The organism is Candidatus Formimonas warabiya (assembly GCF_002777255.1).
Lineage (GTDB): Bacteria > Bacillota > Dehalobacteriia > Dehalobacteriales > Dehalobacteriaceae > Formimonas > Formimonas warabiya.
Genome location: NZ_CP017634.1, coordinates 192,374 through 218,416, shown reverse-complemented (window position 1 = coordinate 218,416; position 26,043 = coordinate 192,374). Strand labels below are relative to the sequence as shown.

The following is a 26,043-nucleotide window of genomic DNA, read 5'->3' as shown; positions in this document are numbered from 1 at the left end:
TTTCCTCCCTTAGCCATAAAGCTTCTTAGAAGCCAGCTTAACTGCATTGATAATCTGCACATAGCCGGTACAACGGCATAAATTACCCGCCAAAGCTTCCTTGATCTCATCATCGCCGGGATAATGTTTACGATCCAACAGTGCTTTGGTGCTCATGATAAAACCAGGTGTGCAAAAGCCACAATGCACAGCACCGGATTCGATAAACGCGGCCTGGATGGGATGTACCTCACCCGGTGCGGCCAGGCCTTCAATGGTAAGCACAGTTTTTCCGTACGCCTGCAACGCCAAAGTCACACAAGAATAAATAGCCCGCCCATCCATTAAAACCGTGCAGGAGCCACATTCCCCACAATTGCACGATCGCTTGGTACCAAACAAGCCGAGGTAGTCACGCAGATAATCAAGTAACGTCATATCCCCGTCAATCATATCCGTACGTTCTTCGCCGTTCACGGTTATTTTTAGAAGCTTTCTTTTATCATTTATCATACGTTTACCCTCATTTCTCAATTACGGTGTATTCGAGAACCGGTCAAACTTGTTTTTTACGTTCATTCTGTGCAGTAATTAGTTTGGGGATAAACTCATAGAGGTCAGCTACAATGCCAACATCTGCCATATGAAAGATAGGAGCATTGGGGTCTAGGTCAATAGCCACGATCTTCTTGGCCGAACTCATACCCACGATGTGTTGTATAGCTCCGGAAATACCACAGGTGATATATAACTTGGGACTAATAGTCTTACCTGTTTGGCCGATCTGATGTTTATAGGAGATTAGGCCGGCGTCAACGACCTTGCGAGACACGCCTAAGGCGCCGCCAAAGACTTTGGCCAGCTCGGAGACAAGGGCGAGCCCCTTCTCAGTTGCCGCACCATAACCGGCGGCGACCACGATTTCAGCATCGTCCACTGAGGCTTCGCTGATCTCTGCTATATAATCGATGATATTCGTCATTACTGCATTCTCATCAAGATGATAGTTTTTTTCAATAACTTTACCTTGACGTTTAGCGTCCGGCTCTAGCGGCTTCATCACCTTAGGGCGTACGGTTGCCATCTGAGGCCAGGTATACGGACACAGAATGCTGGCGAAGAGGTTACCACCAAAAGCAGGCCGGGTCTGAATTAGGATGCCGTTATCACGCAGCTCTAACTGAGTACAATCAGCACTCAGACCGGTTTTAAGTGCCGCAGCTAGACGTGGCGCCAGCGAACGGCCCATAGCCGTAGCAGAAAAGAGTATCGCCAGCGGCTTTTCTTCTTTGACCAGACGCAAGATCGCTTCTTTATAAGGCTGATCCTTAAATTGTTTAAACATTTTGTTTTGTATTGTATAGACTTTGTCCGCACCGGCGGCAATCAACTCGGAAGGATATAAACCAACCTCCTTGCAAAGCAATACAGCAGCCACGCTGTGGGCTGTCCCTTTAACCAACCGGTGTGCTTCACCCAGCAGCTCCATGGTGCAGGAAGCGATACGACCATCACGAAGCTCAGTAATCACCCAAATATCACGGCAACCGGCCAGATGAGACACATCAAGGTAATCCAGGTTTTCCGCACCGGCGCCTGATTTCCGAATGGCTTCGCTGGGACACTCCGGAACACAGGACCCGCACATATTACAGGCAGCACCGATTACGGCAGTATTTTCATCATCCAGTTCAATGGCATTTTGCAGGCAAGCATCCATGCATATACCGCAACCGATGCATTTATCTCTTAATATCTGAATACCAAGCATGAAGTTTTCCCCCTCTTAAAGCGCCGAGTCGATCTGTAAAAACAGGGCGTCAATTATATCTTCATCTAATCCGGAAAGCATCTGGCAATTGCCGCGGGCTTTGGGCGTAAATGTTTTCATCACGGTTGTCGGAGAGCCTTGCAATCCAACCTCTTCTTCACATAGGCCAAGTTCTTGGATCCCCCAAACCGGAATTGCCTTCTCTTTTGCAGCACGTTTTAACTTGAAAGAAGGCAATCTGGGTGTATTGATATCCTTTAAAACCGTTAACATTGCAGGCAGCTTCACCTGGATAACTTCGATCCCGGTTTCGGTCATTCTTTCTAATAAAATAGCATCCTCACTGACCTCACGGATCTTTTTGACATAGGCTACATGCGGGATATCAAGAAATTCGGCAATCTCCGGACCAACCTGGGCGGTATCCCCATCGATGGCCTGTTTGCCACAAAGGATCAGATCCACGCCGCCCAGCTTTTTTATGGCGGCAGCAAGGATTTTGGCTGTAACGAAGGTGTCGGAACCACGGAAAGCACTGTCACATATATGCACGGCATGGTCAACACCCACGGAAAAGGCGTCATGTAACACAGCGATAGCCTGTGGCGGGCCCATGGTAATTGCTGTGACTTCGCCGCCGCAACTATCTTTGATCAAGACAGCTTCTTCAATGGCATAGGCATCAAAGGGATTAAGGATGGCAGGAACATTATCACGAACCAGAACGCCGGTTTCCTTATCAATAGTTATTTCAACAGTGTCCGGTACTTGTTTGATACAAGCAACAATTTTCATTTGCTTCTTCCTTCCTTTGCTTTCGGTTCTTTTATTGCTTTCAGCACCTTTTGCGGCGTAAAAGGCGCATCTGTCAAGCGAAGACCGATGGCATGATACACGGCATTCGCAATAGCGGGTAGTACAGAAACAATCGGTGGTTCACCAAGCGATTTTGCGCCGTAAGGTCCATGGGGATCACAGGTCTCCACAAAATCCGCTACTAGTTCCGGTATGTCTAGCATGGTCGGCATCTTATATTCAAGAAAAGTACCACCATGCAGCAAACCCTGATTGTTAATGGCCAATTGTTCCATTGTAGTAAAGCCAAATGCCTGCGTTACCCCGCCGTAAACTTCTCCTTCTGCCATCTGCCGATTGAACACCGTTCCACTATCATGCACAGAAACAATCTTCTTCACATGAATACGGCCGGTCTCTACGTCTACCTCCACCTCAGCCGCTTGCACGCCAAAGGGGTAGGTCGGTGCCAAATTGCCATAACCGGTTGTATCAAGCATCACTGCGGCGGGACGGTATTCACCCATGGCAATAATAGGCGCACCGCTGCGCTTCAGGCAAACCTTGTGCAATGCCTCTTCCAATGTCATTAGAACATCGCCGCGGTAGTTCAAAATTTTGCCCTGTTCGATAGTGAGTCTGCCACTACCGGTGATTAAGATGATACTATCCAGAATTTCTTTTTTCGCTTCAGTACAGGCTGCCAAAAGGGCGTTGGCTAAAATAGTCGTCAACTTGCTGCCATGGGTACCGGTGGCAAACGGTGTGTGCTGGGTATCGCCCATAATCACCCGCACTGATTTTGGATCTACGCCGAATTCCTCTGCCACAACCTGGGCCATGACTGTCTTGGCACCCTGTCCAAATTCCGCTTCCCCGGTAAACACGGTCAGCTGGCCGTCCATATCACATTGTAATAAGGCGCTGTCACCGGGAAACTCTGGATCCCCCGCACGGCTGCCTGCCGCATGAACCAAAGAAGCACAACCGACACCATGACCATAGCGATGGCTCGAGCCGCGCATCTTATCCCAGTTAATGAGTTCCTTGGCCCGGTTCATACACTCCGGAAGGCCGCAGCTACTGATATGATAACCGTGGATACTGATCGAATTTGGTTCGATATAATTCTTCAAGCGTAGTTCAGTAGGATCCATACCCAATTTTTCTGCCAAAATGTCAATCATACTCTCCAGGGCAAAGTGCGCCTGAGGGTTGCCATATCCCCGGTATGCCGCAGTAGGCGTACGATTGAGCCGAACGCCCTTGGTGGATACCTCCACCGAATTAAATTTATATGTCGTATCAGCGCGATAGCTGGCCACCCCTAATACCCAGGTACCGGCTACACCGTAAGCACCCACATCACCCAAATATTCAGTTTTGCGGGAAAGAAAATGACCTTCCTTATCTACCGCCATTGTCACTTTTACAATCATTTCTACTGAAGGATGGGAATCATAGAATTCTTCCTCCCGGGTACGCGTGAATTTAGCGGGGCGATGGGTTTCCATAGCCAAAAGAGCTGCGATGATCGGTGTGATCTGTTCACTCTTTCCACCAAAAGCACCACCCATAGTCATCGGGCGCAGGATCACTTTATTCAAAGGTAAATTACAACGTTTGGCGATGTCTTTTTTCAAACGATGCCATGCTTGAGAACCGCAGTAAACCGTCAGTTCACCATTGATAAATGTCGCAGTCGCACTATTAGGTTCTAAATATCCTTGAAAAATATGGGGAAAGTGAAAGGTTTCGGAAACAATCAAGTCGGCTTTGGCAAAATCATCCTCTACATCACCCCGCACGGAATGAAGATCCATGAGGAGATTACTGTCTGTGTCCGGACAGGCTAAAGGAGCTCCTTCCCTCAATGCATCCTCCAGATAAAACACACCGGGTAATACCTCATAGTCTACCTTTACCAGCTTAACGGCTTCCGCCGCGATTGCCTCGCTATCCGCAGCTACAACAGCAACAGGATCGCCGATATAGCATACTTCTTTATCAGCAAGCATCCACCCATGCTCTTCGCCAAGATTGCTGTTATCCGGAATATCTTTGGCTGTCAGTACAGCACGGACGCCCGGCAGCGCCCGTGCAGCAGAAGTATCAATATTCATGATCCGTGCATGGGCATGGGGACTGTGCACCATCCTACCGTAAACCATGTTGCGGAAATAAATATCATCGCAAAAGCTTGCCGTGCCATTGGCTTTTTCAAGCGCATCAACACGCGTAATATTCTTACCAATCACACTCATGAATGAGAAACACCTCCAAGCTCAAAACCAGCTTAGTTTAAGCCGGTTGGGACAGTCCCAACCAACCGAGTCTGATATTAGAAGGATCTATAACAGATTTTTCCTTTACCTCGTTGTCTTAACACCGCCTTAATCCTCCAAATATCCTCCTTTCCAAATTTTTTTGTTACCTTACGTTCTCAACCTTCTTTCTTTTTTATTAACAAGAAAATACTTTTACCCATTTTCATTATTAATTATGCCTAGGAGGCATGGTGGTTACAATATAATTGGCTTATAATTTGTAAAAGCCATAGGGCTTTGTTATTACTAATAACTTATCCTCTTTATGGAAATTCTTATGCAGTTCTATCAATTTAATCTTACAATCCTGAAAGTTCGTTCACAATAACTTAACATCACCAATGGTAAGATTGCCTTAATTAACATGTCTGTTGTGAAGTGCCGATTTGAAATGTCAAGTGTTTGTTCTATGTAGCTAAATTTAATATAGCTAAATTTCAGTAATATGTCAATATGATTATTCATAATTTCAGCTATATTTATACAATAGTAACCATTTATTTACCGGTAAGATCTGTAGATGTACTATTGATATTAATTTCCCAGATAAAACTATAACGTCGAACAACTTTAGTAATCATTAAATTTTTTTCATAAATATTAATAATCAAAGCTGCCCTCCTCCAGAATGCAAAATATCTTGTGGAGAAATAAATAACAAGCACGGAAGAAGCAGCCGAACCGGGCAGGTTCGTATTTTGTTCCGTGCTTATTTGCAACCAAGCCTTAAAAAAGTTGTTTAATTATAGATGTTCCCTTAGCAGTACACCGTGGCCTTTAATCCCGCCCGAGTAACCAAGCACCTTTAAAAGGCTCCATAGGCAGGCAATATTGCTAGATACCACGGGCTTACCTAACTTTTGTTCCAAACCATCCGCGATATAGAGACCTTCAACATTGGTGCAGCTGATGAAAACAGCACCAGATTCAGACACATCAGTATGCATCGCCAAATCAGTAATGGCCTCTACCGACTGTGTGCGTAACGTCTCGGCTTCCACTATTTGTAGACCCTTCAGCGCTGAAACCCTGATACCGTTGTTCTCAAAGAAATCCTTTTCTTTTTCGTTGATATCATCCGTATAAGGGGTTACCAGAGTGATTGTACTAACACCTAATTCCTTCATAGAATCAATCATGGCCTGGGAAGCAGTCACCACCGGACAATGGCAGTGTCCTTCGATCGTCTGAACAATATGCGAGTTACCATTCAAACCTGAAATGAAGCTCCCGCTGGTACATGCATAGACAACCGCCTCCGGAAACACGGTAGCCAGCATTTTGGCCGCATGATCCAGGTCCCGCTCCATAGCTTTTAATGTTTCCTCAGTAGTGTCATTCAACAACACCCGGGTGGTATAAAAATTTAAATCCTTCAACGCTGCACAGCGGTAAAACTCTGGTTCCATCCGAATATTCACCGAAGGCAGAATCAGCCCGATGCGTCTTTGATCGATAGCATTATGCATTGTATAATCCTCCAAAAAAGTTGTATTTTATGACCAATCGTTTTATTTTTCAATTGCTTTCTCCGGGAAAAGATCAAACTTAGTCGATATACGCAATACCGATGGCGGTAATTTCTACCACACCACTCAAAACAATATCTTTAATTCCCTGTTCCCAGACCACATCAACAGTAAGATCGCCTCCGGGCTGATGAAGTGTCAAGGCGGATATTCCAGCCTGCTGCTGATCGGCCAGAGAGGCGGCTAACGCACAGGATCCCGAACCGCAACTGTTTTCCCACACCAAGGTCTGTGCCGCATTAATATAAACGACTGGACGCATGAAATTCGTTTCATAACTGTAATACATAATGCCAAATGAGGAAAAGTCTGCTCCTTGGGCTGCCAGAAAAGCCTGCGCTGCTTGGATATCCCCATCTTTGGGATCACGTCCCCAAAGTATGAGATGGCTTATCCCTTCAAAGATCACAAGACTGTATCTACCAAAATACCTGTCTGTTCCACGCAAAATCCGTTTAGGGATAGGCATGGAAACACTGGCAATACATTTATTGTCAGCGTCCAGATTACCCAGAGAGGCCTCCAGCGTGCCCTTGTATCCGGAAACCTCGATGATAACCTTACGTTCAACTTCCCTAAAATTATGTACATCTAGCCCAGTTTCATCCTTTAACGCCATCCATGCGGCAAAGCTGCGTGAGGCATTACCACAAAATTCACCACCAGCCATATCCATACGGCCCACCGCATAAAGAATAGTTGCCTCACCGATAAAACCGACCTGCTCCGCTCCAACGCAGCACTGCTGCATAATCTTTCCAGCTACCTTCGCATATTGCTCCCTGGGTATGGGATCAAGCACAAACACAGTCGTATTTCCGCTGGGATTTACTTTTAAAAAATGCAGTTTCATAATTACCTCTCTTTTTTTCAATAGTAATTATATTAACCGTAACAATTTGTTTATTTTTTAAGTATGTCTTAAATGTATCATATCTTTTTAAGTTATGCAATACTGATAAATATAATGAATACCTATTACAATACTTAATTTTTTTAATCCAAATATTTTTTAAAACCTGAATATCCGAGTTAAACACTATTTTTTCTTGATTCGCCTAGGCTTCTTGTTCAAAGCATATAATTATACAGGTTTACTTTTTTCACTTCATTTCCTACGCAATTTGTTATGGTTTACTCTATTTTTTTATGTCTTGAAAGTTAAGTTTTATTTAGGAAAACTTTAGTATTATTTAAAAATCAGTCTAGCATAACAGGTGATTAGATGATATAATTGGGCAAAAGCACAATATTTCATGTTGAACAGTTTGATACTCTGGAAAACAGGAGGAACTGCCGTACATGCAAAAAGAAATTGGGCAAAAAATAAAAGCCCTTCGTTCGGCGAAGGGCTTGACTTTAAAGGATATCTCAGAAAAAACTGACCTTTCGGTCGGCTTCCTATCCATGGTGGAAAACGGTCGTACTACAATTGCACTGATGACATTGAAGAAGATTGCAGATGCGCTAAATGAGAATATTTCCAACTTTTTTACTGGTGCCGATACACAGGAATTGGATAACCGTCACACATTCTGCCGCAGCTATAACCGGAAAATCCGTAGTATTAACGGAGAATACATCTATTACAACCTAGCAAACGGAAATAAGGAATTTGTAATGGATCCGATATTGGTCGAATTGCTGCCAGGACAAAAGGAGGAAGACGTCATCCAGTTCAAGCATAGCGGTGAGGAGATCACCTATGTGCTTGAGGGTGTGCTAACTTTTTACCTTGATGGGCAAGAGCACGTACTCTACCCAGGTGATAGTTATCACGGTTTCGGCGATGTACCACACAATTTTGTCAATCTGACCAACAAAGTAGTAAAAGTTTTATATATATTAACTCCTCCGATGTGGCAGAACAATCAACTCGTGGCACCTGAAACACAGGAAGGGACGGAAGTTAACTGAAAGATGTTTCATTTATTTAACGATGCTAATAATCTGCCTAACAATTGATACCTTGCCCGATCTTGGGCACGGTTGCCGCGGTAGTGCTGAGCAGGCCATTATACGCGGGGCGCCGGCAGCTCAATCCGGGATCTACGCACCGAATAGGACCTGAATCTGCAGCAGCTATTCCTCATAATCCCGGCCTCTTCTGCTTTGCCCACTGGTTGACGCGATTAACAAATACGATATAATAAAAATGCAAAGATGAAAACACAGTTCCGGTTGGTAGTCCGGACGCAGTGCAAACTGTCAGTAACCTGCCTCCTTGGTTGTCCGTTCTTTGCAAGGCAGACATAAAGGAGGAATATTTATGGATCAGGCTGCATCAAAACTTACTGTCTCTTTTGAGGAACCATTATGGGTTGGTGTTTACGAACGTGAGCGGAAAAAGAACGACAATTTCTATTGCGGCAGGAAAAACGTAAAGAAAAGCACAGAGGGCGATAGTTCTCTGTGCTTTTCAAATGCACTTGATTTAACAGACAATAAAAAGAGGCTATGCCTTTCAATTAATAAGAACATAGCCTCATAAGTTCTTGCCTGACGGCGGATTGATCAAGTCATTATGAAATGTATTTCTCATACCACACCATGCAAAATCGGCACCGATAATGTCGGATATGTCTCTTTTATCTTTGATATAATGCAGAAGAAAGGAGGTCAAAGCATGGATGGGCTAAAACAGATGAATCTTGCTATGTACTATATTGAAGAGAATTTAACCGGAGAAATCGACTTCCAACAAGTGGCAAGGCTTGCTTGCTGTTCCGAATATCATTTTAGGAGGATGTTTTCATTTTTATCCGGCTATACACTAAGCGAATATATCCGTCTTAGAAGGCTCACCCTGGCGGCATTGGAGCTTCCTGATCATCATGTGAAAATCATCGACCTTGCTGTTAAATATGGATATGATTCACCGGATTCTTTTACAAGGGCGTTTCAAGGCTTTCATGGCGTAACACCCAACGAGGCAAGAAAAAACGGCACTTCTTTAAAAGCGGTCCCACCTATGACTTTCCAGCTGACAATAAAAGGAGGAAATCAAATGAACTATCGCATCGAGGAAAAGGGCGCTTTTCAAATAGTTGGTATCAAAAAGCGGATTACACTCATTTTTGAGGGGGTTAATCCCCAAATGGAGTCCATGTGGCAAAGTTTGACTACGGAGGATATCAAAGAACTCAAAGCTTTGTCCAACACAGAACCGGCAGGGATTTTATCTGTTTCCGCAAACTTTGAAGAGCGGATTGTGGAAGGTACAGAGTTGGATCAGTATATCGGGGTTGCCACTACAAAGACTGTTCCAAAGCGCTGGAGTGTTTTGCCGGTAGAGGCGTCTACGTGGGCAGTATTCAGCGCAGTAGGAGAATTTCCTAAAGCGTTACAAGACACGTGGGCGAGAATTTACGCCGAATGGTTTCCCACATCTGGTTATGAATTAATCGGAGGACCGGAAATATTGTGGAATGAGAGTAAGGATACCAGTCTCCCCAACTACAAAAGTGAGATTTGGATTCCCGTTGTAAAAAAATAAGATAGCGTTAATCATGACCACCCGCTTAGCGGGTGGTTTGCTCTAGCCCTATAAGGGCATGATAATCAGCTGAGCCTCAACATCCTTTTGCCACGTGAGCCATTTACGTTATCTTTTTGGCACACTGGTAAGCAGCTGCAAGGGCACCGGGTACACCGCCGATCTGCATTGCCCAGCAGGAGCCCATGTAAAGGTTTCTCACCGGTGTTTTTATATTCACGCTCATCGTGTTTTCATAGAACTTCTTCTTAGGGTTCCAGCTCCATGCGGAGCTTGCTCCATCGGTATTATGGGTGAATTTTTCATAAGTGAGCGGAGTTGCGGCATCCTTATATTCAATACATTCCTTCAGGCCGGGAATCAGCCTGGATGCGCTCTCTATCAGGGCATCCATTGCTTTTTTCTTCAATTGTCCATATCTCTCCTTATCTCCGCCACCCCAGTTGTTCATCCAATGGTAAGGCACCATGGTCTGAAGCATTAATGAGGATTTCCCTTGAGGAGCATGTTTGGGGTTTACCATTGACGGCGAATAAAATGAAACAGATGTCTTGCTGAAAAACTCACCGTCTTCGGAATTGTAAATGTCGTAACCGGGTTTATCATTAAAAGTAAATACATGAGGAACCTTCATATATTTACCAAGTTCTTCGGTAGACATATTTAATCCCAGATATATTGTGAAGAAGCCCTCAGAAACGGAAGCTCCGTTGATCCTATCCTGGAGCGCTTGCGGAATAAGGCTCTTGTCGTCTAAAAGCTTCAGGAAGGTTTTCTTATAATCCCCGGCAGAAATAACATAATCCGTGTCATAAACGGTATTTTGGCATGAGACTCCAACTGCGGTCCCGTTTTTGGTGATTATCTTGTCGACATAGGAGTTCAGCTTCAAATCCCCGCCCAGTTTTTTGAAATTCTCCGTGAGAATGTCAGCCCATGATTGCATGCCGCCTTTCACCGTCCAATAGTCGGAGAACATCCCTGATATAGCCCCTCCTACGAACATGGCCGGCATATCCGGATAGCCGAATCCACTAAACAGCATGAACAGCTTGGAGTCTTTCTCGAAGTATCTGGCGGCAAACTCCGATGACGTCATGTTACCATACAACTTTGATAGTTTCATCTGCTTTGGGCCGTTCAAGATGTAGGGAAACATTGATGTTAACATTTTGAGTCCACTGTAAAGAAAGGGCATCGGTTTATCTGCGTCCCCCATCAGTCCGACTATTTTGTCCAGATCTGAAAAAGCTTTATCCAGTTTTTGTTTATCGGATGGAAAAGCAGCGTAAAGCATTTTTTTATACTTATCATAAGTCTCAGGAGTTTCGTCAAAATCCGCTGAAACGAGCCGTATTCTCTGTTTTACGAAATCTATCTTTTCTAATACTCCGATGTCCTTCATTGCCTTGAATACCGATGCTGAAGCTTCAAAGGAAAGAGTGCCGCTTTCAAAATAATAGCCCTTCCTGTAAAATCCGGCGATATAGCCGCCAGGCATGCTGTGGGTTTCAAATATAGTTACTTGATGCCCCTTCTTTGCAAGCAGGTTGCCGGCAATAAGCCCACCGATTCCCGAACCGATAATTATTACTTTTTTCAATTGCCAATCCTCCTTTAAACAATCGCCTTCTCTAATATCCTGGTTATTCCCCTGCTGGACGCTTACCTCCTTTAAATAAAAGCCATAAGGCAAGTGACAATTCCCCAATAGCCATAGGCACACTGAGCGCCGTATCAATCGTTGCTTTGTAATTTTCGTAGCTGGGCAAAAGTAAATTTGCAGAATTAGTTGCCAGATAGCACAAAGCTGCAATTATCAACAAAACGCCTATAATTTTGGGAATGTATCCCGATTTGAAAACCAAATAACCAAGTAAAAAAAGATGAAGTGCAAAAACTACCAATCCAATCGCCCATTCAATATTAAATGCATTGACAAATAGCAATACTTGAGCATGCAACTGGTCTGTATTAAAAAACTGTCAAGTAGTCAGCACCACTTAAAAGCAGCATACCTTTAACAAGATTGAGTAGAGCGATTCCTAAAATAGTTGCATACACTAACCTAAACCATGCCGTAAGTAATGATAGACTCTTATTTACTTGTTTAAGAAAAACATAAAGTGCCCATGCCACCACATCACAAATAAGCACGATTAGAAAGCTACAAATACTGGCGCGGAAGAGCATCAAAGAATCCATAATTTTATTGGCTGTTGCTGTTGCATCTCCCGGCACAATAAGATTTCCAAGAACAATACCATAAGCAAACCCTGCCGCTATAGTCATGAGTAGAAATGAGATCCCTGCGACTATTGCAGCATTGCGTTGTGGTAAATCCTTCATTTGGCTTATCATTTTGATTCCTCCAATATTTTAAACACGATACCCTTCCATAGCATTCCCACCGATGACAACATGCAATATACCCACCGAAGCCCCGAGCATTCCAATACAGTTTAACTTTTTTCACATTTCAATGTCTCCTGTGAAAAAAGATTTTATACCCATTCTATATTTTTTTCTTAACGGATTATATTATATGGAATAAATCAACATCTTTGGGTTTATTTAGGATGAAACGATTACTTCATGTTGAGGGAGACTTGATGATAGTCTCGCTGTTTTTCTGTACTTGAATTAGTTATCTTATGAACTGTGGTACGAAGCGGCAGCTCTTTAAGTAAGAATGTCAGCATCAGCGCTACCGCAAGAACAATTGTTCCCGTGAGAAATACATTTGATAAAGAACCAGCTAAAGCTTGTTTCAATGCTTCTAAGAGATGAGCAAAAACCGGTTGAGCCGGTGCAGGAAGACCATTTTGGATCACACTAAGTTTGGAGTGGTCAAGAAGCAGTTGCGGATCTAGCAACTGAGTCAACTTTTTAGACATCTCTGGGTCCAATCCTGAAAGGCTAACCCCACCGCTGCGGGAAATGAGACCATTCATTTTATTCGCGATACTTGTAGAAAGAACAGTACCCATCACAGCGATACCGATCGTGCCGCCAAGATTGCGGAATAATTGAACCGAAGCTGTAGCTACACCCAGGTCTTTGGAGTCAACGGCATTTTGCACGGCCAGCATGAACACAGGCATGCCGAGGCCAAGGCCGCAACCAAAAATAATCATGCTGAGTACGGCCACCGGGATATTCTTCATGATGACCATCAAAAACATGCCAAATACCATGATTGCCATTCCCGTAAGGGCCAGATTTTTGTACTTGCCTGTCTTTGTCATCCGTCGTCCCGCATAAGCACTCAGGGCAAGCATACTGATAGACATCGGCATCGTCACATAACCGGCATAGGTTGGAGAAATCCCCATTACGCCCTGCACATAAAACGGTATATACATGAGGGCTCCCATCATACCGGCATTCATGATGAAGCCGATGATATTAGAAATCGTGACCGCACTGCTTTTAAATAGATCTAAGGGAAGAACCGGAGTTCTTACCTTCGTCTCCGTAAAGATAAAGAGCCCTAAAGCTACTATGGTAAACGCAAAAAGTCCGATTATTACGGATGAACTCCAGGGGTATTTTGTGCCTGCCCATGAGAAGGCAAGCAGCATCGGCACGATGGTCAGGGTTAGTAATAAGGATCCGAGATAATCAATGGACTGGGATTCTTGCCGCTCCACTTGGGGAAAAAGAAATAAAATCATCAAAAAGGCAACGAGTCCAAGGGGGAGAAAAAGCCAGAATACCCAGTGCCATTCAAGATGATCAACAATATATCCCCCGAGACCGGGTCCAAAGACACTTGACATTCCAAAGATCGCACTCATCAGCCCGGACCACCGTCCTCTTTCACGGGGCGAGAACAAGTCGCCGATAGCAGTAAAGGCCGTTGCCATGATAACTCCCGCTCCTGTCCCCTGAACCCCTCTGTAAATAATCAACTGAATGATATCTTTTGAAGTTCCGGCAAGGAATGCGCCTGCCATAAAGATGACAATTCCTGCTAAAATAAAGTACTTTCGCCCATAAATATCCGAGAGTTTACCTACTAAGATAGTTGAGATTGTTGAAGTTAAAAAATATATGGTAATAATCCAGGTGTAATATTCCATCCCGCCTAATTTGGCGATAATGCGAGGTAAAGCCACACCAACGATTGTTTGGTTAATCGAAGAAAAGAACATGGATGTGATAATTGCCGCCATAATGGTGACTTTACGCTGATATGATAAATGCTCCATCTAAGGTAGTCTCCTTCATTTAATGTGTACTTAGAAAACTTATTGCTCAAGGTTATCCCATATTTTATTGTAAATCCGAATGAGGTGTTGAATATCTTCATCAGGTAATCCCTGAAAAAACTTCATGGTAACTTTGTTATACTCCTCGGCCATGGACTCTACAAATTCTTTCCCTTTATCTGTAATTTCCAGGAAAACAACCCGTCGGTCTTCTTTGTCCCCTTTGCGTTCAGCATAGCCTTCCGCCACCAGTTTATCCGTGGCGCTGGTAATGGCGCCGGGAGTCATTTGCGTCACTTCGGCAAGCTGGGCCGCTTTTTGAGGGCCTGAACGGTTAAGGATTCTTAAAATCAGATATTGGGAATAGTTTATTCCCTGAAGTTGAGTGCTCCACTCTTTTTTCATTTTTTTTAAGATACAGTAAAACAGTTTTAGTAACTCTTCATGATTCGTCATATCCCTACTCCTTCAAATCTAAATATCTTATAAAAAATAGTTTAGTTCTAAACTATTTAATCTCAAACATTTTATATTTTAACCTTTTATAGTTTAGAAGTCAAGACGGAATCACAGGGGACGGTTTGATTCCACTGATTCGGGTAATTAGTGATACAGATCAATGTAAAGCTTTTCGTCCATAATTTAGTTCAGTTTTCTCAATTTCATGGGATTCCTCCCAAAAAATAAGCGTGCGGTCAGTCGGCTGGATACACGCCGACAGGCCACACGCTTTAAATGTAAGTAAATATTCATCAGAAAAACATCTTGCTTTAACAACTGGATTTACGTTTGTCAAAACAACGAAAGTACAACCCCTCCAAAATGACCAGTATTACACCCATCCGGCTCTGTTTCCCGTTTGGGCGGTCCTCATAATCGCTCGTACCAGGCATCAGTTTTAGTCATAATTTCCTCGCATAAGTCATGTGTTAATTAATAATCAGTTAGAGACAGCTCTTGGCGGATCATCCGGGCCAGATCGCGAATCTTTTCATTTTCATGATTGCATGCCTCCATGATATATTGCTTATAGTTTTCCTGATAATTATTCCGCATAAAATTCAGTACGTTTACTTTCCATTTCCATAATTCAGCCGGAGAAAGGTAAAAGAATTTAGGCTGTATATTATGCTGATAAAATTCTTCTTCCATTTCCATCATGTTTTCCGGTGTGAGGCAAAGCGATGTTTCCGAAACACCGGGGAATTCATCCTTTTCCGTCCATTTACCACTGTTCATGGGACATGCGTCCTGGCAGGCATCGCATCCGTAGATCCAGGACCCAAAACTTTTGCCGAGAGGATCCTTTGCCAAATCACGGCCGCCAAAAGTGGTAAGAAAGGAGACACAACTGACTGGATTCATCGTATAAGGCGATGAAAGAGAGCCGGTGGGACAAGCTTTGATACAATTGGTGCAGCCTTCAGGACAAGCCGGTAAATTGGTTGATTCCACCAGCTCCATATCCCTGTCGGTAATCCACGCTTCTAGTTCCACCCAGGAGCCGGATTCCGTATAAAAGAAATTGTTTCTGCGTATGATTCCAAGGCCGGCCTTCATGGCTGCCCAGCGTAATCCGACGATACCAAAATTCCGGTTCGAGGCTGTTTTGAGTCCCAGATCCTGCAGAAATTGTTCCATCGCCACACTTTTCTTGAATTCCTTGGATTCCCCATTGACACGTCCGTCAAATATATAGTGTTTGGCAATACGACCTTTTAACTGCCCAGGTATTTGGTAATGTCCATAATGAGAAACAGTGACGATCACGGATTTTGCCCAGGGGTACTGCTCCGGCAGATGCGTCAACCGGCTTTGGTTCTGATAGAACATCTTTGAGGCGGGGACTTTATCAATACGTTCCAATAGACGTTCATCATAACCGTCCAAATCTTGAATACGGACAATTCCGCATTTTTCATAACCGAATTCATAGGCCTTATTCTGAATTAGTTTCTCCATACTCATGATTTTAATCTCCTTTATTTATGGTGTATATACACGAATAGGGCTAATTAAGCTCCCAAGCTCTCAATCATAGAGAGGAGAGATGTCAATTTTTCAATATTTTCTTTCCCCAATTTCTGCTCAATGAAATTCTGTGCATCTTTCCACAGACATTCCGCCTCAATGCATTTCTCAATTCCTTTTTCGGTTAATTGAAGTTCACGGTTTCGAGTGCCTTTTTGAGAAACATCAATAATAAAGGATACGGCTTCAAGAGGTTTTAAATTACGGACTAAAGTCGTCCTGTCCAGCCTGATTTTTACGGCCAGATCGCTGACACTGGCGGCACCTAAAAGCTTTAGATGCTTCAAAATCGAAAATTGGCTGACGGTCAATCCGCTTGGGGCCAGCTTTTCATCATATATTTTTGTGATCACTGCAGAAGCCCTCCGTAAATTCAGACAATTACAGATTGACGGCTTCTTCTCCTTGTTTTTCATATAGGAAGTCTCCTCAATATAGTGTATATACACTATATGCATCATACTTTAAAACTATAATTTTGTCAACAGCATATCATTCAGGCTGTGTCAGTCATCTTTCTTAACTTTAAAAAATGAAAACCTGCCAAAAGATTGATTGGGCAGGTTTTGGATTTTATTGTATACTGAGACCTACATTGTCAACATCCCTCATGATTCATAACACACAGCGGCACCTGATTCCAATACACCTGCAATGTATTTTGACACTTCAACATGAATGGGATGAACCAGATAAGACTCCAAATCCTCTAGGCAAGAAAATTTTGTGATTAACAGGATGTCATAAGAGGATTCTCCATGACGGATATTTACTTCAACCTGCAAATCCCTGAGAACCTCAATTTTTCCTTTCATACTCAGCAGAACATCTTTTGCTTTTGCAACATTTTCATTGTTTCGTTCCTTTAATTTGATGAGCAAATTATTTGTGATCATTTTTTCTTAACCTCCCTTTTTGGCTATTAACCATATTTTAATTATACCGGCCATAACCTGACGACATCGGGTCAAGTTATCATCTTTTATTTTTGTATTTGCCAATCATCTCTTCCAATTTATTTTGAATCATCTCACGGATATACTGAGGTGCTAATACTTCAACATCGGCTCCAAAAGAAAGGATATAGCTGGTCAGCCACTTGCTTTCCGGCAAAGAGGTGGCAACAGTGAATGAATCATCTTGATTTTTGGTAACTTCTTTTTCATCAAACTCATCAAATACTCTATAGGCTCCATGGGGAGATATCTTTAAACGCACCTCAATCCATTTTTGAGATTTCTGCTCCTGGGCAGCTTCAGGCAATTCTTCCGGTAATCTCTCTACAAAGAACTCTTGCGTTACCCGGATACCAGACATCCGTGAAACTTTAAAGGTCCTGTAGGCCTTTTTGGATAGGCAGAACCCGTGCAGATACCATGCATTCACCTTGAAGCTAAGCCTCACAGGCTCAACCTTCCGGCTGCTTTTTTCGCCGGAGGTATTAAAGTATTCAAATTCAATTACCTGACGGTTAAGAATGGCATCTTTGAGGACAGCAAATTGACCTCTTTGGTTTTTGTTGCTGCCCCAGGGAGAGAGGTCCACCTCAATCCAATTGATTTTATTTTTTTTGTTAAACAGGCTGCTTAATTTTGCAAGTACTTTGTCTGTCTCCGGATTACGTGTTACGGTTAAGCCCTGCAAGGCAAACAATATTTCGTTTTGTTCATTCTCCGAAAGAACGGATTTATTGAGTATATAATCGTCTAATAAGGCTATGCCGCCGCCCTTTCCCTGACTTGCATAAATAGGTATTCCTGCTGAAGAAAGTGTATCGATATCCCGGTATATCGTTCTTACGGATACCTCAAAGCGTTTAGCCAGTTCTCTAGCTGTTATGTTTTTCTTATCAAGCAAAATATATACAATTTCAAACAACCTGTTTATCTGCATATCATCACCTCAGAAGTATTATAAAACGCATAACATGACAATAACATGTCAGGTTATATGTTTTTAATATCCCTGATCGTAAAAAATTTATTCTACCATAAAGGCTCCTGCCCTGTTCTTGGCTTCAATTTTAATCATCACGCAAAGCAACAATAATTTTATTTCTTAATGTGCTGTAACATCTCAAATACGGCCTCTGGAGTCGCGCCTTTAACATTGATCTCCCCCAGGGTATCCCCACGCAGGCGGCTTCGGCTGATACACAACATTCCGGGTGATCATCTTAATAAAGATCTGAACTAAAGTAGGGTCAAACTGGGTTCCTGCTTTGAGGCAAAGTTCATCTAGAGCTTCGTTTATCGTCTTGGCGGGTTTATAAGGCTGCTGGTGGGTCATGACATCAAAGGCGTCCAAAATGGATATGATACGTGCCAAAAGAGGAATCTCTTCTTCTTTAAGTCCCTGAGGATAGCCTTGGCCGTTCCACCATTCATGGTGATATAAAATAATATCGGCGAGATGGGCAAATTCTCCGGACGCGTGCGCAATGCGATAGCCAATTTCGACATGTTTTTTCATCATTAACCATTCTGATTCATTGAGAGGGGACTTCTTCAGAATAATCTCTTCAGGCATACCGATTTTACCGATGTCATGTAAATCTATAGCCTGCACAAGGTTATTAAGGTTTTCCTTGGAAAAATTAAGAATTCGTGCGAACTCTTTAGCGAGAGATTCCAATCTTTCAATGTGTTCTTTGGCTTCATAATCTTTTTTCTGCAACAGTTTTCCTAAGGTTTCAGCGATGGTCCACCTGGCTTTCTTACCTTCGATAAGTTTATTTTCATACATTAATTCTTCAGCTTCTTTTAAGACCTTAGACAAATCCGCTTCACGATCGGTTTTAGTTGCTGCACCCAAGGATATACTTAAAAGAATATCTGTCTCCTGATAGCTTTTACAGGCTGCGGTAATCTGATGTCCAATATCGAGAGCTGTTTCCTTATTCGTGTTTGGAAGAATAATAGCAAACTCATCGCCGCCCCATCTTGCTATAATATCATTTTGGCGACAAGATTGTTGAATAATGAGGGCCATCCTTTTAAGCCAATTATCTCCCTCCTGATGACCAAAAACATCATTAACGAACTTCAGCCCGTTCATATCGCCAACGAGCAAGGAGATGGGCAGGTAGTCATTATTTTTTGCCAGCTCTTGTATTTTCTTATCAAAATAAGTTTTATTATACAATCCGGTTAATTCATCGTGGAAAGTGAGGTAAGTTATGTGAGCCAGTCCTCGCTCATTCTCATCCTTTTGCTCTTTAAAAAAAAGCTGAATAAGTCCAATTGCGTTAAAGAGCAGGATTATTTGTGAAAAAATATAGGGAGCCATTTGGGGTATTTTTAGAATATAAGAAAAAATAACAGTATTGCCAACCCAAGCTATATTTAATAAACCTAAAAAAAGAGCGAGGTTTCCGTACCTTTTAGCAGATCTGATCATAGCTGCGCCTACCCAGGAGGATAGAGCAAATACCGCTAAATAGGTGTATTTGATCATGTGCAGATCCGACCAATTCTGGTTTGAGAAAAAGATAAAAAATAAGAACCAGATTATTCCTATGCTGAAAAACAGGAATATTCCGGCTCTGATTTTCAGGAATATGAAAGTACCCCAAGAAATTAAAAGGTTTGCACAGAAATATGAACTCAGACTAAGATATAAAATCAGGTGATTTTGTCTCAACAAGTTAGGGAAAAAGGCATCCAGACTATAATTAAACGCAATGATGGCCCAGCCAATAAACCACAGGCCAAAAAAAAGCTTGTGTTCAAATGTAAAGATATAGACATACAGCATTAATAAGACAGAGATAGCCCCGAGCGAGGCAATTAATAGTATGCCGGAAGTTTGCATAGTCACTCCCATCAAAGCAGGCTAGCTTTTTTGGTTTAATTTTACCAAATAATTTTACAGACAGCTCACAACAGAAAATACCTCTACCTCAAAGTTATGCAAAGAATGGCCTAGTGACACGAGTAATTCCAAAAATAGAGACATCAAGGCTACAAATAAAATTCAATAAATTATACGCAAAGATAAAGCGTCTCGTTTCATCGTTTATTTTTTGCTTCCCTGCATGACCCTGGACAAGACCTGGCCCAGTTCTTGAAGCCTGTAAGGCTTGGCAATTATGTCATAAAAACCGTATTTTTTACAGTCGGACAGCGCGTCTGAGGAGTAACCGCTGGAAACAATTGCTTTAACGTCCGGATCAACTTTAATGAGCTCACTTACAGCCATTTTACCGCCCATACCGCCACGAACCGTCAGGTCGGCAATCACAACATCAAAAGGGGAGTCCGAGACAAGCGCCTCTTGATAGAGCCTGACCGCTTCAGCACCGTCTCCGGCCAACTCTACATGATACCCAAGAAAAGTCAGCATCTCGTGTACTGTTTGTTGTACATCCTCTTCATCTTCCATCAATAAAACTTTTCCTTCCCCCAAGATGAGAACATCTTCGTCTGCATCATCTTCAGTTTGAACACTGGAGACAGGCAGATATACCGTAAAGCTTGTTCCTTTTTTCTCTATCGATTGTACGGAAATATGCCCCCCGTGTTTTTTAACGATTGAATAGCAGATTGTAAGTCCAAGGCCGCTGCCATATTCTTTTGTACTAAAATAAGGATCAAATATTTTGGGCAGGATCTGGCTGGATATGCCAGGTCCCTCATCTTTTATGGTTAGGGCCACATAATTACCGGGTTGAAGCGGCAAGGTGCTGTTTTCGCCGATAACCAGTTTCTTGGCGTGAATCTCGATTGTGCCGCCTTCCGGCATCGCTTGGTCAGCATTGATCAGTAGGTTGGTAATGACTTGGGTGATTTGTCCCGGGTCTATCTCAACCGGCGGCAGGTCTTCCTGAAAAGATATTGCGCAGCGCGTTTTGGACCCGCTCAAGGCAAAAGCGCTGTTTTCCTCAATTAATTGGGAAATGGAGACAGCTTTGGTTAACGGCTTACCACCTTTAGCAAAGGTTAGCAATTGCATGGTCAAATTCTTCGTTTGGCTAACGGCTTCTTCCATATTTTGAAGAAACAGGGCAGCCTTGCTGCCCTCTCTGGTGTAACTTTTCATTAATGTGAGATTACCGAGGATAACCATGAGAAAATTGTTCAGATCGTGAGCAATCCCACCGGCTAGAACACCGATAGATTCCAGTTTATCCGCTTTTTGCAGCTCTTCTTCCATTTTCCTGCGCTCCGTGATATCACGCAGCAGCCAACGCAGCTCCGCTGTTCCTCTCATGGAAGGGATTACCATGCTCACCGTTAAAGAAACCGGGAAGGCTGTTCTCTTTGCGGATAACATGTCAAGCTCCCAGTTCTGGTTTTGCACAACATTACCGTTTTTTATCTTTGCTAACCGGGCACGGAAAGAAAAGTGTTCTTCTCTGCAGACAAATACGACTAACGGCTTGCCAATAAGCCAGGATCTGCTTACCTTAAAAAGGTTGGCAGCGGCACTATTGGCTTCAAGAATGATACCTTCCATATCCGTAACCAGATAGCCGTCCGGGGCAAACTCAAACAATTCCTGATAACGACATCGTTCTTCTTCCAACGTCTGGCGGCTGGCTGCCATTTCCCCATTTTGCTCAAGTAATTCAGCAGTCGTTGCTTGTAATTCGTGAAGTGCAGAATTGAGCTCTGATAAAAGTTTAGACGTGAGCTCTTGAGACGGTAAATCATATTGGGATAAATTCTCCAAACGGCTGAATGCTTTTTGTACCTGATCAGAGAGATCCATGTCCAAGGCCGCCACCTCCTCGACAATTGACGACTATGAATTTTCATAAAATTCCTCGTCCTGTATGAGATATCTCATAATATTCGTTATTTACCAAAATACTCCTCCCTCAAAGATCGAAATGATGAAACTTTATGTCAATAGAAAAACTCTGCACAGAGGCTTTGTCTTCTCTTTTAGGTCACCGGCTCCCCATAAATCGGCACTACTCTTGTCCACCCTTTCATTTTTCCGTACTTTAAATATTTATCGTAATAATCCAACTCCGTATTCAGGAGTTCGTTCCATAGTTTACGCAGGGTGTCGTTTCTGATCGTCTCAATGATGGCTCTGACATGCGTATCCAAAGCATTTAGTTCCCAGCTTAGAATATTGCGGTACATGAATTTATCCTTCATTGTTTCCGGATCGATCGGGGACGTAGCGATTGACGTCGGCCTGTTCGGCAGCATCACATTCATCTTAAGCGCCAACTGTTCCAGTTCTTTAACCTGTTTGGTAAAAATATAGATGCCATGCTGCAGGATGGCCTTAAACTCCGAATCATGGGCAAAATTGACGAATAGATCGATCAGTTCAATTTGTTCATATCGTAAGTTGATATGGTCCCAAATATGAAACGCTTCGGAAGTGGAAAGCTGTTCTTTTTGATGGGGCAAAGTGGTCTTGTAAACTGGATACGGCTCTTCCCAACTTTTTACTTTGCCAAATTTATACAGGTCATCAAAATCCGCAAAATGGCTGGTCAAATCTTTGACGATAATATTTCGCAAACGATCATTGGTACTGGTTGTACGAACGGCATGGATTAAGGACATCAGTTGTGCTACGTGGTCATGGTAGATCTTTTTATAGATATAATCATCCGTAATATCATTAATGTTCGTGGCAAACCGAACGTCCAACGGAGGTTTGGCGGGCATGATAATACGGAATTTGTTTCCTAATTCCTCCAGAATGCCAATTTGCTTAATAAAATGTTTCATAAATTTGTCGAGGATGTTGGTCCAGTCCTGGTCATGAATAAAATTTTTAAATATTTGAACGGTTTGCGTGCTGACATATCTTGCTTTAAGAAGGTTATAGATATTAAATGCTTCCTGGATGTCGATTTGTTCCTGGTCTCCCTTCTTTTTTTTTGAGATTGTGCTTGGATCCATAACTTCACCCCTCAATTGTAAAAAAAACTTATCTTAGTATAAGTAAAATAACGTCTACGTATTCGTGCAGTAAAAGAACAGCAAAGACTGGAAAATATTCATCCGGAGACGCCAAGATAAAAAAAAGACCGCATCCGGTCTTTTTTCTAGAAAGCATCGTATTCCTTTTTCACGGAGTTCCCCCGGATTTCTCGCTGCGCCCCGGATCTTTACCGGCAGCAGCCTCCCTTTGACCTTTTTGTACTTCATCCAGCAATCTGTCTTTTACCTGCACCAGCTCTTCATCCTGATCCAAAATGCGTTGTTCCAAAGCCGCTTTGGTTTTGCGCAGCTCTGCCTCCAATACTTTGGATTCCGTGATGTTGACAAAGGTGATGACCACCCCGTCTATTTTGTCCGTTAAAGTCCGGTAAGGGAGAATTCGGGCGTTAAACCAATACCCATTCTCAGCCAAGACTTGTTTTTCCACAGTATTCAGCGTCCGCAGCACTTCCCTGACATCCTTCGTCAGCTCAGGATAAAAGAGATCAGAGGCGATATCGGTGATGGGCCGTCCCGTGTCACTGGAAATCAGCTTAGAAACCACAGACATTTGGCTGGTGAAGCGCTTCACGCGCAACGCGTTATCCAAAAATAAAGTCGCAATCTCCGTACTGTCCAGGAGATTTTTCATATCGTTATTGGCCAGCGACAGCTCTTCGACTTTGGCCTGCAGCTCGTAATTGACTGTCTTGAGCTCTTCATTTAGGGACTGTATCTCTTCCTTGGTTGTGGTCAGTTCCTCATTCGTCGACTGTAGTTCTTCATTGCTGGACTGCAGCTCTTCATTGGCGGATTTGAGTTCTTCATGGGCGATCTGCATTGCTGTACTGGCAGCCTGCCATTCCTGGCGGGCTTGCATCAGTTCCCGCTCCAGTTCCCGCTCTCGCTCGCTTCCAGCAAGGATTGATCCGGTTGGACCTGTCTTGTCTGTCGCGGTTGTGTCTGATGTTTTGATCATATTCGGAGTGACCGCGTCGGTAAAAACAATCAGGACCATGCCGTGCATTGCCTCCGGTTCTTTAAGCGGATTGACGGTGATGTCGACGGTCTGCTGCCCGCCTTCGTTGACCACAACAGCATTTTTGAGCGTAACCGGTTCTTTTTGCCGGAGCGCTTTCTGGAATAAGTTGTTTAGTTCGTAGTTCAGACCTTCACGGGCCATGGCAAAAATATTCCAGTTGACCTTACCGGCTGCCGGTTCCAGGTACTTGCCCGTTCTCCCTGTGATGTAGAGGATATCCCCTTTCGTGTTAACTAACACCGTAGGCGGCGCATAGTTTTGCAAAATCATTTTATCTGCCAACAACTGAATGTTCTGAATCGTTCTCGCCGGCGGGGCCACCGCAGACTGAGCGGGGGCATAGGGAGCGGGAAACTCGACAGGCTCCAGCGGCAGTAGGGAGTGAAGTCGCCGGAAAAGCCGTGATTTGCGGTCTAGTGGTTCAAAAAGATTGCTAAAGTTCCCAATCGTCTCGGCACTTCCTAAAAACAAAAATCCTCCGGAATTAAGACTGTAGTGAAAAAGTGGTATGAGTTTTTTTTGCATTTCCGGGGTCAGGTAAATCAGCAGGTTGCGGCAGATCAAGATATCCATCTTGGTAAAGGGCGGATCCTTGATCATATTTTGCTGGGCAAAGATGATCATATCCCGAATGGTCTTGGCTACCTGATAGCCATGACCCACTTTAACGAAATACCGGTTCAGGCGCTCCAGCGACATCTCTTCCGCGATGCCCAACGGAAAAACCCCCTCCCGGGCTTTATCAATCGCATCACGGTCCAGATCCGTAGCAAAAATCTGCATGGAAAAGTCTTTGGTTAGCTTCAACCGGTCCAGCACCTCTTTGAAAACAATCGCCAAAGAGTAAGCCTCTTCACCGGTAGCACAGCCGGATACCCAGGCTCGAAGCGGTTGACTGGGTGCCCGCTCAGCCAGGAGCGCCGGGATCACTTTGTCCTTCAACAGCTCCCACTCCGCCTGTTCGCGAAAAAAGCTGGTCACCCCAATTAATAGTTCTTTAAATAACAATTTCAGGTCCTGTGGATTCTCCTGCAAAAAACGGACATAGTCAGCAATCTTATCCAGCTGATGGATACCCATACGCCGCTCAATCCGACGGTTTACCGTGTTCGTTTTATAAAACGAAAAATCATGACCGGTCTGCGACCGCAACATACTCATAATATGGTTAAAGGAATTCAGGTCTTGGTCTGCCTGGTCCCGGTCGGCGCTTTCAACAAATGGCTTATGCTCAAGAAAGGAAATAATCTTTGACGGTAAAGTCTCCGCCGGTGAGACAACGTCTGCCAAGCCCGCTTCAATTGCACTGCGCGGCATACCGTCAAATTTAGCGGAGGATGGTTCCTGGATAAAGACAGTTCCGCCTTTTTCCTTGATTGCTTTGAGTCCCGACGTCCCGTCAGTACCCGTGCCGGAGAGAATAACGCCGACACTTTTCTCCTGCCGGTCATCCGCCAGGGAACGGAAAAAGAAATCTATAGGCAGATTCAGGGCGTGGGGCCCGGGATAATCGCTAAGGTTCAGCACCCTGTGCGTAATAGACATCTCCTTGCCCGGCGGGATTACATAGACGCAGTCCGGCTGAATGGGGGTGTTCTCTTTAACCTGAACGACTTTCATAGTCGCAGCACGCTGCAGTAACTCCACCAAAATACCGTTATGTGTCGGATCCAGGTGCTGAACGACAACAAAGGCCAAACCGCTATTTTGAGGCACGTTGCCCAGAAAAGCGGTTAGTGCCTCCAATCCTCCTGCAGACGCACCAATACCTATAATTGGAAAGTCTGTTTGTGCGGGTTCTTGATCAAAACGCTTATTCTCTTCCATCTCAACTCCCCATTCTTTCGCTGATTGATACATATCCTATTATAGCAATTTATTCGCAAACAGAGAATGACAGTTTATATGTCGATATCTGTATATTTTCAGCAATTTTTCTCTTGATTTTGCATTTTTGATTGCACAT

The 26,043-nt window shown here is 43.5% G+C and carries 22 protein-coding genes; 3 read left to right on the top strand and 19 right to left on the bottom strand.

What is annotated here, in order from left to right; all coding sequences use genetic code 11:
• Nucleotides 1-9 precede the first annotated feature (9 nt).
• The 6 genes from DCMF_RS00975 to DCMF_RS00950 all read right to left on the bottom strand — a co-directional run bounded on the left by DCMF_RS00975 (nt 10) and on the right by DCMF_RS00950 (nt 7,254).
• Entirely contained in the window at nt 10-492 is a 483-nt protein-coding gene (locus DCMF_RS00975) for a (2Fe-2S)-binding protein (protein ID WP_148132697.1), read from the bottom strand.
• A gap of 43 nt (nt 493-535) precedes the next feature.
• Nucleotides 536-1,750, bottom strand: a complete 1,215-nt coding sequence (locus tag DCMF_RS00970; RefSeq protein WP_148132696.1) for an electron transfer flavoprotein subunit alpha — start codon at nt 1,748-1,750, stop codon at nt 536-538.
• A gap of 15 nt (nt 1,751-1,765) precedes the next feature.
• A complete protein-coding gene (locus DCMF_RS00965) occupies nt 1,766-2,545 on the bottom strand; it encodes an electron transfer flavoprotein subunit beta/FixA family protein (RefSeq protein ID WP_148132695.1) in 780 nt (259 codons plus the stop codon).
• Entirely contained in the window at nt 2,542-4,809 is a 2,268-nt protein-coding gene (locus DCMF_RS00960) for a xanthine dehydrogenase family protein molybdopterin-binding subunit (RefSeq protein WP_148132694.1), read from the bottom strand. The genes DCMF_RS00965 and DCMF_RS00960 overlap by 4 nt, the downstream gene beginning before the upstream one ends.
• An 806-nt stretch (nt 4,810-5,615) precedes the next feature.
• The gene (locus tag DCMF_RS00955; RefSeq protein ID WP_148132693.1) at nt 5,616-6,341 is read right to left on the bottom strand and encodes a maleate cis-trans isomerase family protein; all 726 of its coding nucleotides are present in this window, start codon (nt 6,339-6,341) and stop codon (nt 5,616-5,618) included.
• A 79-nt stretch (nt 6,342-6,420) separates the two neighbouring features.
• A complete protein-coding gene (locus tag DCMF_RS00950; protein ID WP_148132692.1) occupies nt 6,421-7,254 on the bottom strand; it encodes a histidine racemase CntK family protein in 834 nt (277 codons plus the stop codon).
• 449 nt (nt 7,255-7,703) lie between these two features.
• Between DCMF_RS00950 and DCMF_RS00945 the strand changes: the two genes are divergently transcribed.
• The 3 genes from DCMF_RS00945 (at nt 7,704) to DCMF_RS00935 (ending at nt 9,897) form a co-directional block, all read left to right on the top strand.
• Nucleotides 7,704-8,318: a helix-turn-helix domain-containing protein gene (locus DCMF_RS00945; protein WP_148132691.1), complete on the top strand. Its 615-nt coding sequence runs from the start codon at nt 7,704-7,706 to the stop codon at nt 8,316-8,318.
• Nucleotides 8,319-8,670: 352 nt separating this feature from the next.
• Nucleotides 8,671-8,892: a hypothetical protein gene (locus tag DCMF_RS00940; RefSeq protein WP_148132690.1), complete on the top strand. Its 222-nt coding sequence runs from the start codon at nt 8,671-8,673 to the stop codon at nt 8,890-8,892.
• A gap of 135 nt (nt 8,893-9,027) precedes the next feature.
• Nucleotides 9,028-9,897: an AraC family transcriptional regulator gene (locus DCMF_RS00935; protein ID WP_148132689.1), complete on the top strand. Its 870-nt coding sequence runs from the start codon at nt 9,028-9,030 to the stop codon at nt 9,895-9,897.
• Nucleotides 9,898-10,000: 103 nt separating this feature from the next.
• On the opposite strand, the gene DCMF_RS00930 is transcribed toward DCMF_RS00935, so the two are convergent.
• From DCMF_RS00930 to DCMF_RS00875, 13 genes are all read right to left on the bottom strand, one after another.
• On the bottom strand, nt 10,001-11,500 hold the full coding sequence (locus tag DCMF_RS00930) for a phytoene desaturase family protein (RefSeq protein WP_214659003.1): 1,500 nt from the start codon (nt 11,498-11,500) through the stop codon (nt 10,001-10,003).
• A 43-nt stretch (nt 11,501-11,543) separates the two neighbouring features.
• Complete coding sequence (locus DCMF_RS29955) at nt 11,544-11,846, bottom strand: DUF4386 domain-containing protein (protein ID WP_214659002.1); 303 nt, start codon at nt 11,844-11,846, stop codon at nt 11,544-11,546.
• A 25-nt stretch (nt 11,847-11,871) separates the two neighbouring features.
• On the bottom strand, nt 11,872-12,258 hold the full coding sequence (locus tag DCMF_RS29950; protein ID WP_214659001.1) for a DUF4386 domain-containing protein: 387 nt from the start codon (nt 12,256-12,258) through the stop codon (nt 11,872-11,874).
• A 227-nt stretch (nt 12,259-12,485) separates the two neighbouring features.
• On the bottom strand, nt 12,486-14,111 hold the full coding sequence (locus tag DCMF_RS00920) for an MDR family MFS transporter (RefSeq protein WP_148132687.1): 1,626 nt from the start codon (nt 14,109-14,111) through the stop codon (nt 12,486-12,488).
• A gap of 39 nt (nt 14,112-14,150) precedes the next feature.
• Nucleotides 14,151-14,567: a MarR family winged helix-turn-helix transcriptional regulator gene (locus tag DCMF_RS00915; protein WP_148132686.1), complete on the bottom strand. Its 417-nt coding sequence runs from the start codon at nt 14,565-14,567 to the stop codon at nt 14,151-14,153.
• A 477-nt stretch (nt 14,568-15,044) separates the two neighbouring features.
• The gene (locus tag DCMF_RS00910; RefSeq protein WP_148132685.1) at nt 15,045-16,079 is read right to left on the bottom strand and encodes an epoxyqueuosine reductase; all 1,035 of its coding nucleotides are present in this window, start codon (nt 16,077-16,079) and stop codon (nt 15,045-15,047) included.
• 47 nt (nt 16,080-16,126) lie between these two features.
• Nucleotides 16,127-16,495 (bottom strand): MarR family winged helix-turn-helix transcriptional regulator, encoded by a 369-nt coding sequence (locus tag DCMF_RS00905; protein WP_418219616.1) that lies wholly within the window; start codon nt 16,493-16,495, stop codon nt 16,127-16,129.
• A gap of 255 nt (nt 16,496-16,750) precedes the next feature.
• Nucleotides 16,751-17,038, bottom strand: a complete 288-nt coding sequence (locus tag DCMF_RS00900) for a Dabb family protein (protein WP_148132683.1) — start codon at nt 17,036-17,038, stop codon at nt 16,751-16,753.
• Nucleotides 17,039-17,117: 79 nt separating this feature from the next.
• Nucleotides 17,118-18,035, bottom strand: coding sequence for a helix-turn-helix transcriptional regulator (locus tag DCMF_RS00895; protein ID WP_148132682.1), 918 nt, complete (start codon nt 18,033-18,035; stop codon nt 17,118-17,120).
• A gap of 210 nt (nt 18,036-18,245) precedes the next feature.
• The gene (locus tag DCMF_RS00890) at nt 18,246-19,955 is read right to left on the bottom strand and encodes an HD-GYP domain-containing protein (protein ID WP_214659000.1); all 1,710 of its coding nucleotides are present in this window, start codon (nt 19,953-19,955) and stop codon (nt 18,246-18,248) included.
• Nucleotides 19,956-20,159: 204 nt separating this feature from the next.
• Entirely contained in the window at nt 20,160-21,854 is a 1,695-nt protein-coding gene (locus DCMF_RS00885; protein ID WP_236860291.1) for a hybrid sensor histidine kinase/response regulator, read from the bottom strand.
• Between the two features lie 176 nt (nt 21,855-22,030).
• Nucleotides 22,031-23,014, bottom strand: a complete 984-nt coding sequence (locus DCMF_RS00880; protein WP_148132679.1) for a DUF3231 family protein — start codon at nt 23,012-23,014, stop codon at nt 22,031-22,033.
• A 169-nt stretch (nt 23,015-23,183) separates the two neighbouring features.
• Nucleotides 23,184-25,904 (bottom strand): chemotaxis protein CheB, encoded by a 2,721-nt coding sequence (locus tag DCMF_RS00875; protein WP_214658999.1) that lies wholly within the window; start codon nt 25,902-25,904, stop codon nt 23,184-23,186.
• Between the last annotated feature and the right edge of the window lie 139 nt (nt 25,905-26,043).